This window comes from Methanospirillum hungatei, from assembly GCF_020216685.1.
GTDB lineage: Archaea > Halobacteriota > Methanomicrobia > Methanomicrobiales > Methanospirillaceae > Methanospirillum > Methanospirillum hungatei_B.
The window spans coordinates 1-9597 of sequence record NZ_JAIWNS010000200.1; the positions used below are offsets into that span (position 1 = coordinate 1).

The window sequence follows — 9597 nt, forward strand, 5'->3', positions numbered from 1 at the left end:
TCCATGCCGGATATGGATGGGATAACATTTCTTAAGAGAATACGGGAGTTATACGATGATATCCCGTTTATTTTCTGCACCACACGGACCAGTGAAGAGGTCCTTATTCAAGCCATATTCTATCATGTTGATTATTACGTCCTGAAGAATGAAAATCCGGAGTTGACGTTTGATGAACTCATCCATACCATCAGGCAGGCCGCAGAGAGAAGACGACCGGAAAGAAAAACGCTCAAATCAGAAGAATTGGTACAGGATATCAGAGGATCAAAACTCATCGAAGAGAACTGCCTGGAATGTAAAGAGAGGTTCCGGGGTATGGCCGAACGCGTATCTGATATCATGATGGTCAATGCTGCTGCAGATATTGAGCGTTCCTGTATTGAGCAAAAACTGAGGGAACACCAGCAGATGCTTGCAGAGGCGATGGATCTTGCTCATCTGGTAACCTGGGAGTATGATGCAATTGCAGATATCTTCACCTTTAATGACCGGTTTTATGCGATGTACGGGACAACTGCAGAGCAGGAAGGGGGATATCAGATGTCATCAGAGAGATATGCCCGTGAATTTCTCCATCCGGATGACCTGTATATGGTTGCTGAAGAGGTGCAAAAAGCACTCACCGCTTCTGATCCTGATTTTATATCCCAGCGTGAACACCGGATTATCCGCAGGGATGGTGAGATCCGTTTTATTGTGGTCCGGTTCGGTATAACGAAGGATGAGAATGGGAGGACGATTCGGACCCATGGCGCGAATCAGGATATTACTGAATTGAAGAAGAATGAGATGGCATTAAAACAGGCAAACCGTCAGCTCAGTCTCCTGACCAGTATCACCAGGCATGATATCCTGAACATGGTGGCCGTCCAGCTCCTCTATCTTGACCGGTTGCAAGATCTGTGTAGAGATCCGGAATTGTGTGAGGTGTATGGCAAGATCTCCTCTGCAACAACCAAGATACAGAGCCAGATTGAATTTACCAAAGTCTATGAAGATATCGGTTTACAAGAGCCGGTATGGCAAAAGACTGGTGATCTTCTTGCACGGCTGGATGTTCCATCCGGGATCTCCTTTGAGAATCTTCTTCCAGATATCTCTGTCTGTGCAGATCCCATGCTTGAAAAAGTGTTTTATACCCTTCTGGATAATTCGGTTCGGCATGGGCAACTGGTAACGACCATTCGTGTGTCTTCATACCTCGACGAAGCTGCCATGGTCATCGTCTGGGAGGATAACGGGGTCGGAATACCTGCCGATGAAAAAGAGAAGGTGTTTGAGAGAGGATTTGGGAAGAACACCGGTCTTGGCATGTTTCTTGCCAGGGAAATTCTCTTCCTGACCGGGATTGAGATACATGAGATGGGGGAGTATGGAGTCGGGGTCAGGTTTGAGATCCGGATTCCGAAAGGTGGATGGAGATATCCATGAGTTGTAGTTATTCTGGGTGGGCTGAAAGGGCAGAAGAAGCACTTGCTGAACACCGAAGAGGAGAATCTATTAGCTTTGAGGATATTAAGAAGAAATATGGGATTGAATGAGTTTTCTATGAATTACATTTAATTATCATAACATCCAATCCGGATAGTATAACACTTCGGATGGATGGTCCCTGAATGCTCAAAGAAATATCATTCCGCCTGGGTATGAATGGAAGTCTGTACCTTGGTATAGGTATCGGATGTATGATATCAGGTATGTTGTTTTTGGTTATGCTTCTCTTTTTCGACCTGGAAACCATCGTTCTCATCTCTGTTCCTGCTGGTTTTATAATTGCAGCCCTGTTCATCATTATTATCACACTCATTGCACAGAACAGGAAGAGGAAGGCAAAGGAAAATCTCTGTACCTGCAGGTATAGAAGTTCAGTCAATACCATATGCCGTGAATGTGCATACCTGGATAGATCTCTAGAGATAGACAAATAGACCAGAAGAGTAAATGATGAGCCTTTCATGGTTTTATGGTTTTGAAAAGGTCCTGTACAACGATCATGACACAACTCCGGAATTTACAGAATAATATCCGTCCGGTGAAGAGCGAATCAGCAGTGAGTGCCCTTATCGGAGTCATTCTTTTACTCTTTCTGCTGGTTCTCTTAACCGGTATCATATCCGCTGTTTTATTCGGATTTTTATCAGGAATGAGTTTTAAATCAGCCTATATCGTTGTCGATGCACAATATTCCACCCAGAACGGATATCCATCCATTACTCTCATGCACCTGCAGGGTGACCCTGGATATTTCGCAGATATAAAGACCGACGGTCCTGGGTATCCGCTTACGATACGTATCGAAACAGTGGATGGCAGCTCAGTTGCAGTGCCACGCCCCCCCGGACAGATATGGAGGCCTGGAACCTTACTCTTCATCACCCACTCAGATACCGGCTATGTGGTGACTGCTGATAAAGCACAGATTCCCGGGACCAGACTTCCTTTTCCAGGAGATGATATCAGACTCTCAGTGATTGACAGCCGAAACCAGGTACTGGTGTACTCAAAGACCTTCATTATCAATGGAACACTGGTGAATACGTCACAGAATAATACAACACAGAAATTTGTGCGGGGTGCAGGGTATTCGGTATCAGCCTGGATAAGATTCACATCCCCCCCTACGCCTACAAGTCCGGATCAGAACTGGGCAACGGTTGTGGTAGATGGTGACCGGGATAGTAACCGGCGGTATCATCTTCAGCATAACAGTGACAATTCAAGGTTTGAGTTTGCCTTCCGTACGGCACAGATGGCAGCAGGAGGAAGGGCTGCATCTTATATTCAGTCACCTGACGGACCGGTGCAGAATAGGTGGTTCCATTTGGCCGGGGTTTATAATCAGACGAGTGGACGAATCCGCCTGTATGTGAATGGTGCAGAGGTTGCATCACGAATTCTTGACTCAAGTGGGATTGCTGATTCACCAGGACTTTATCAGACCGGAGGACCTGATGGTATCAATTTTCATTCGGCGATACATCAGCGGAAGTTACGGGGAGAGATACGGGGAATATCCACTCTTGATGAGGAGATGTTTCCTGAAGAGATACGATCGGTATATGCAGCCGGATAAGCAGGATAATTCAACCATGGATGAGTTATGGTGCAGGGGTAAAGGGAATGGAATACTCAATATGATGACGGTGTGATCCTGTGTAATGCCGTGTGATACAGCCGGTATCCAAAACCTGCACCGAAATGTATATGATTTCGAGGGCTTTATTTTCTGGATGAATGCAGGATGTCTGGCTTTGACAAGGAGATTCAGGGGAGATCGGTGTTTCTTTGATGACGATCGGATATCGTGATAGCGAAAATTCTATCTCATCCCCTATCAGATCCCTGCCTCCTCTTTCCGGCTCTGGTATACTCCGGCAAGGATCATCTGTGAGAGTTTAAAGGCAAGTATGTGGAGGTCCTCACCTTTTTCAAGGTAATAATCAACGTCATTTTCAATTGCCTCATCGATTATCTCCCGCTCACCCATACCGGTGAAGAGGATGAATGGTATCCGGGAAAAAGATCTGACTCCTTTTAGCAATTCAACCCCGGTCATCTCGGGCATGTTGTAGTCTGAAACCACAGCATCATACCGGCCGGTTTTGATCTTTTCTAATGCCTCCTCTCCTGATACTGCACATTCGATGTAAAATTCAGTATATTCAGAGAGATAATCCCGTATTGCCTCAAGGAACGGGGGCTCATCATCGACGAGGAGGAGAGTTACCTGCTTCATGGCCTGACCTGTATCGGTGTAGATTGTTTGTCAAGATGGTACATATGGATATCGTTTGCATCCCCCGGTCAGGCTTTTGGTGGGAGGATCCTGTACATGCCTGCAGGGACCCTGATCTCGAATCTGACCCCTTTTCCTGGTTCTCCGGTCTCGGTGATACTCATGCCGGTGATAGAGAGGATCTCCCTGATTAAGAACAATCCCATACCGGTGTTCTTTCCAAATCCCTTCTTAAAGACCTTTGTTTTCTCTTCTGGAATGATCCCTCCTCCATCATCTTCATACCAGATTATCACCTCCCCGTTTTCCTGCAGATGATAGGAGAGGGAGATTCTGGAGAGATTGATCCCGTGACGGAGAGAATTCTCAATAAGATTGTACAGCACTTTCTCTAGCATCCGGTCTGCATAGATCAAAAGACCTTCAAGTGATGAGTCCAGTGATATCCCCTGAACCATATTTTTGAATAATGGGGTAGCCAGGATAGTATCAGGGCTTTGCCATGCCGGTTCAGTGGAGCCAAGTTCCTGGTACTCCTTCGTGAAATTGATCAGGTTTCTTATCTCTTCGGATGACTTACTTATCGCCTCCATCCTCTTTTTCATCTCCGGATCTGTGATATCTTCTTTTAAAAACTCTGAATACGCAGAGATGACCATGACCCGGTTCAGGATATCATGTCTGGTGATACTGGCGAGTATCTGCAGTTTCTGATTCACCTGTGAAACAGCATTATGTGCCTTTCGAATATCATCAATGTCATGGATGTGAATGATCAGACTGGGTTCGTTTCGTATTCGTATCTTTGAAAGTGAGACGTCTGCAGTGAATGGATTACCAGAGCCGTTTATGATGGTCATCTCGGTGTGGTATCCAGAAACCTCCTGATCAGGCTCTCCAATCTCTCCAATCATCGATTGAATGCCGGCTTTTGTGATTTGTATTGCAAGGTCGTCCAGATGCTCTCCGATGACGGTACTCCTTGACCGCTGAAAGACAGACTCAAACCATCTGTTCACCTCGATGATCCGAAAGGATTCATTCACGATAAGGATGGGATCCGGGGTCTCCTGAAAGATTGAGATGAACTTCTCTTCATTCTCCCGGAGTGCCTCCTGAGTGAGCAGTAACTGTTCGCTCGTGTTTTTCAGGTCAGAATAGTATTTATCGGCGATTCCCAGGATCTTATCCATCCGCTCAACATGCTTTATGTATGCTGCCCCCAAAGTGCTGTAGTCACGGGCAAGCGGGGAGGAATCGTCTTTTAATTCCTCCATCTTTTTGATGATGGTATCGATATCTATTTGGGATTTCTTTTTCATGATGCCAGTTCTGATGCGATTATCTGAAACGGTACCTCTGCATCTTCTTCAAACTCCTCTGCAATATCAAGTGCCCGATCATTCTCGCGGTCATAATACCAGCTGACAGAGATATCAGATCCTGCCTGATATGACTTTGCCAGAAGGTCGAGGATATCCAGCATGCATTTTGTACTGCTTGAGTTCATGTAGCTGATATTGACATGCAGGTGCAGTTTCTTCATATGGGGGAGGTTTTTATTAAGCCATTCAAATACGGGCTCGAAAAATGCGAACGTATTCTCTGGGTATGACTCACCGATGATGGAAAGCATATCAGACTCCTCTGAATAGAAGATCTCAGGTGTGGATTTTGTTGCTGGTATATGCAGCATCCTTATGCTCCCTGGATCGTTACCTGGAGAGAGAAGAAGTCATACTCATCATCCAGGGGGTCAAACCGGTATACAAGGCCTCCCTGTGACCGTCGTGCAATATCAATAAGCCCGAGCCCTGCTGTCTTTGCATCCGGGTCCCGGACCTTTCGCCGTTGTTCTTTATGGTACTGCTTTAAGCCTTCTTTATCAAGGCTGTTGATATGGTCAATCTTCTGTTTCAGGGACAACACATCTGCTTTTCTGATGCTGTTTCCAGAGGTGATATGGTACTGGCAGTTCACTGAACTGATAAGAATGATCGATGACCGGTGTGCTTCATCAATATCATGACAGGAGATGTAATTGTTGATATTTTGTGTCTGCTCAATGTACGCAGAGAAGATATCTGATATCATTCCTTTCTCCCGGTTCTCCTCATGAAGATATCGTTTAATGGCATTTCCAATCTCTTCGATGATGCTGTTGGATAATGATCCGTTAAAACTGATGAGCACTCCCGTCTTTGTAAATTCCTGATGTAGCTGTAATAAATTCTCCATAATCTCCCCTGCCTCGTTCTGTCTTATGTTATCCGAAATCCTATCATGGTCATATCATCCTTTGCTGTCCAGGTTCCCTGATATGATGCCAGTTCCTGTATCACCAGTTCTCTCTGCTGTGCCATTGGCAGGTGTGCCAGACGCACAAGGAGGGCAAGCAGCCTTTTTCTTCCGTATCCATGGCCGTGTTGTCCACCGGGCAGGTCCAGAATACCGTCGGTTATCAGGTAATACCTGGATCCCGGGGTTATTGGGATCTGGTGGTCGGTGAAGACAATACTTTTCTTCTCCTGTGAAAACCCAAGATGCAACCGGTCTCCTGCTATCTCACGGACTCCTGTTTCATCGGCGATGATAAGGGGGAGTCCTCCGCCGGCAAAGAGTATCTCCTGCCTGTGAGTGTTCACTTTACAGAGTGCCATGTCAAGACCATTTTCAAGATGTTTCTTCTCAGACTGGGCTTTGAGGATCTGCTGGACCAGATGATGCAGTTTTGCAAGGATGGATGCGGGGGTGTCATCCGGATTTGCTGCCAGTATCTGGGTGAGGAGGGTGCTTGTCATCATGGTCATCAGAGCTCCTGGAACTCCGTGTCCGGTGCAGTCTGCAACGGCGATGAAAAACCCGTCCGGTGCCTTTTTAAGGAGGTAATAGTCTCCCCCGACGATATCACGGGGCTTTATGATTGTAAAGTATTCGCAGAGGTGCTGGTTCATCTCTTCTTTTGATGGAAGGATGGACTGCTGAATCAGCTCTGCATAATAGAGAGAGTCAAGGATCTTCTCCTGGGATTGTGCAAGTTCCTCATGGGCCTGCATCAGTTCTGCCTTTGACTCTTTTAGTCTCTCTTTTGTCCGGAGTGTAGAGATGAGAAGGGCGAGGAGGAGGATAATTCCCAGAATGACTGCAAGGATGGTCTGCCAGTACTGGTTTAAGACCTCCTCTATGGTCGGTTTTCCATACTGGTCATAGGGTGGGAACTGAAGTGAGCGTAACATCTCATGGACCTTGGTGTGGTCCTGTGGAACGGCCCATCCTGCACCCCTGACTGCCTTTGCAGCCGGATCATCCTCTTCCATGTTGAGCAGGGCTACTGCCACATCCTTGCTCAGATCAGGATCGGTCCCGGTGATCGAGGCAAACGGCCACTCCGGATATAAAGGGGTGGAGAGAAGGTAGGGATAATGGGGATATTGGGCTTTTTGAGAGTTGAGGACGGTGATATCAGAGAGGTTTATCTTCCCTTCCTTCTCCATCCGTTCAAGTTGTGAACTCCGGACAGTCCCTGCATCAGCATCTCCAGAAAGAACGGAGAAGACCGATGCATCATGAGTACCGGTGAAGTTCAGAGATTTAAAGTCTTTTTCCGGGTTTATTCCTCCTTCCTTAAGTTCAGCCCATGCTGCATGCCATCCGCCCAGTGAGGTCTTATCAACGGCTGCAAATTTCTTGCCCTTCAGATCCTCAAGGTCGGTGATGTCATTCCTGTCAGACCGGGTGAAGATAACTCCTCCGAAGACCGGCTGGGGATCAGGGTCGCCTGGTACCTGCAATGTTGCAATCCGCTGGGCAAGACCATAATATTCAAGGTAGGTATACACCGATGGATTTGCGGAGAGGAAAGAGATATTGTGTGCCAGTACGGCATCATTTATCTCATGAAAGTCAAGAGGTATTATGGTGAATTGTACGGGGGCCAGGGTTTTGTTCAGGTAATCCGCAGTCGGTCCCCATTCCTGCATGGCAATATCATATCCACGGTTTGCGAGGACTCCTATATTCACCGGATGGGTCGTTGCCGTCAGAAGTTCGTCCTGTTCACCGATGGTTACCGGATTCTCTGGCGAGGGGACAAATGCCATTCCAGGTCCGGATATCAGGCCTGTAAAAAGCAGGCAGAATATGATACCATAATATACCGTTCTGTGTATTCTGTTCATCTGAATACTCTGATTCCTGTTCACTCTCTCCACTTCCCATCCGGAACAAGGATCTCAAACCGTGCTCCTTTTCCTTCTTCACCAACTTCCCTGATGGTAAGATCGGTAATCGAGAGTATCTCCCGTGCCAGGAAAAGTCCTATTCCGGTATGGTTTCCAAACCCTCTGCCGAAAATATGGGCCTTATCTTTGAGAGGTATCCCGACTCCGTCATCTTCACAGATGATGATACAGTCATTATTCTTGTGTGCGATTGAAAACCGGATATACGTAATCTTTTTTCCATGGCGGATGGCATTCTCGATAAGGGTTGAGAAGACTTTTCTGATGATGGGGTCGGCATATACTAACAGCGAGGTGGAGATCTGGTTCTCTATCCGAATGGCCCCGACATTAATCTCCCGTTTTGCAGACTCGATGATGGAATATATCTCCTGCCATCCTGAACTTGCAACTCCGAACTCTTCATACTCTCTCGTAAAGCCGATTGTAGCTTCGATCCTTTTTCCAGCCTCCTGGGCTTTGGTAATGTACTCATGGATGGCCTGTGGATCCGTGACCTCAAGGGCCAGGTCATGGTAGAAGTAGATTGCATTGAGAATATTGAGGATATCATGCCGGGTTAGGCCGGTAAGGAGTCTTAATTTTTGGTTTGACTGACTGATGGCCTCTTCCATCTGCTTGCGTTCGGTGATGTCGGTCAGTTGCTCAACGATGAGCTGAACATTCCCGTCATCATCAAGGATAGGGTTACTCCGGCAGATCAGGTACCGTTTCAGTTCAGGAACATACTTCTCAACCATCTCCTGTTTTTTACTCTGCAGTGCTTTTGATGTTGCACAGATCTCACAGGGTCTGGTTCGTCCGATGAAGGAGTAACATGGTCTTCCTGCGACCTCTTCAGGTGTGAGCCCCAGGGCATCATACCCGGCCTGGTTATACCTGATGATGGTATGATCCGGTTTTTGAATACCGATGATGTCAGGAATACCATTGAGCATCCCCTCAAGGAGGCGGTTTGCCTGTTTGAGTTCATCCTCTGCCTTCTTTCTTGCAGTCACGTCCCAGACGGTTGATATCATCAGAGTGCTCAGGGGAATCGGAATGTTCATGGCACTGATATAGGTGGTCTCTTCCCCTTCCCTGATGATGGGGACATCGTCCCAGTGCATCCTGCTTGGATCACCGCTGGCACAGTCGGCAAGCACACACTCTCGTATCTGGTCTCGTACTTCAGGATCTTCGGAGATGTAATCCCAGAAAGCATCGGGTTCTGCCAGGGCTTTCTCAGGTATCCGGTAATATTTCAGGAAATTGGCATTATGATAGGTAAATGCAACCGTGGGCGATACAGAGTTGACGGCAACACCAATGGGAAGGTTGTCAAGAACTGTTCTGATGTATGCTTCTTTCTGGCGTACCACCTCTTCAGCCTGTTTTCTCTCAGTGATATCAAGGATCACTCCGATTAAGCCCTGTATGTTTCCGTTCTGATCAAGGAGTGTCGCCTTATAGAAGATGACATTATGCATTGTCCCATCAGCATACCGAACTTGTGCCTCATAGGTCTGTGTCTTTGGGGCATCAAGGAGCTCTTTGTCTTTTGCATAATAGGTATCTGCAAGACTCTTTGGAGCAATGTCATATACCGTCTTCCCGACGATATCTTCTTTTGAAAGC

The 9597-nt window shown here is 46.8% G+C and carries 9 protein-coding genes; 3 read left to right on the forward strand and 6 right to left on the reverse strand.

The window, feature by feature from the left end:
* The 3 genes from LDL35_RS12280 to LDL35_RS12290 form a co-directional block, all read left to right on the forward strand.
* Positions 1-1434 (forward strand): HAMP domain-containing sensor histidine kinase (locus tag LDL35_RS12280; RefSeq protein ID WP_304022814.1); only part of this gene is annotated, 1434 nt, incomplete at its 5' end.
* A gap of 185 nt (positions 1435-1619) precedes the next feature.
* The gene (locus tag LDL35_RS12285) at positions 1620-1931 is read left to right on the forward strand and encodes a hypothetical protein (protein ID WP_304022817.1); all 312 of its coding nucleotides are present in this window, start codon (positions 1620-1622) and stop codon (positions 1929-1931) included.
* A 65-nt stretch (positions 1932-1996) separates the two neighbouring features.
* Entirely contained in the window at positions 1997-3076 is a 1080-nt protein-coding gene (locus LDL35_RS12290; protein WP_304022819.1) for a LamG domain-containing protein, read from the forward strand.
* A gap of 261 nt (positions 3077-3337) precedes the next feature.
* Here LDL35_RS12290 and LDL35_RS12295 read toward each other — a convergent pair whose 3' ends face one another.
* The 6 genes from LDL35_RS12295 to LDL35_RS12320 form a co-directional block, all read right to left on the reverse strand.
* A complete protein-coding gene (locus LDL35_RS12295; protein WP_304022822.1) occupies positions 3338-3739 on the reverse strand; it encodes a response regulator in 402 nt (133 codons plus the stop codon).
* A gap of 68 nt (positions 3740-3807) precedes the next feature.
* Positions 3808-5061, reverse strand: a complete 1254-nt coding sequence (locus LDL35_RS12300) for a PAS domain-containing sensor histidine kinase (protein ID WP_304022825.1) — start codon at positions 5059-5061, stop codon at positions 3808-3810.
* Positions 5058-5435, reverse strand: a complete 378-nt coding sequence (locus tag LDL35_RS12305) for a DUF1987 domain-containing protein (RefSeq protein WP_304022826.1) — start codon at positions 5433-5435, stop codon at positions 5058-5060. The genes LDL35_RS12300 and LDL35_RS12305 overlap by 4 nt, the downstream gene beginning before the upstream one ends.
* A 2-nt stretch (positions 5436-5437) precedes the next feature.
* A complete protein-coding gene (locus tag LDL35_RS12310; protein ID WP_304022829.1) occupies positions 5438-5977 on the reverse strand; it encodes a SiaB family protein kinase in 540 nt (179 codons plus the stop codon).
* A 23-nt stretch (positions 5978-6000) separates the two neighbouring features.
* Complete coding sequence (locus tag LDL35_RS12315; RefSeq protein WP_304022830.1) at positions 6001-7917, reverse strand: PhnD/SsuA/transferrin family substrate-binding protein; 1917 nt, start codon at positions 7915-7917, stop codon at positions 6001-6003.
* Positions 7918-7937: 20 nt separating this feature from the next.
* Positions 7938-9597: PAS domain-containing protein (locus tag LDL35_RS12320; protein ID WP_304022832.1), on the reverse strand; the 1660-nt coding region annotated here is incomplete at its 5' end.

Bases quoted from the DNA above. Each gene is read 5' to 3' on its own strand.
- LDL35_RS12285 (WP_304022817.1), top strand. From the start codon at position 1,620: ATGCTCAAAGAAATATCATTCCGCCTGGGTATGAATGGAAGTCTGTAC.
- LDL35_RS12290 (WP_304022819.1), top strand. From the start codon at position 1,997: ATGACACAACTCCGGAATTTACAGAATAATATCCGTCCGGTGAAGAGC.
- LDL35_RS12295 (WP_304022822.1), bottom strand. From the start codon at position 3,739: ATGAAGCAGGTAACTCTCCTCCTCGTCGATGATGAGCCCCCGTTCCTT.
- LDL35_RS12300 (WP_304022825.1), bottom strand. From the start codon at position 5,061: ATGAAAAAGAAATCCCAAATAGATATCGATACCATCATCAAAAAGATG.
- LDL35_RS12305 (WP_304022826.1), bottom strand. From the start codon at position 5,435: ATGCTGCATATACCAGCAACAAAATCCACACCTGAGATCTTCTATTCA.
- LDL35_RS12310 (WP_304022829.1), bottom strand. From the start codon at position 5,977: ATGGAGAATTTATTACAGCTACATCAGGAATTTACAAAGACGGGAGTG.
- LDL35_RS12315 (WP_304022830.1), bottom strand. From the start codon at position 7,917: ATGAACAGAATACACAGAACGGTATATTATGGTATCATATTCTGCCTG.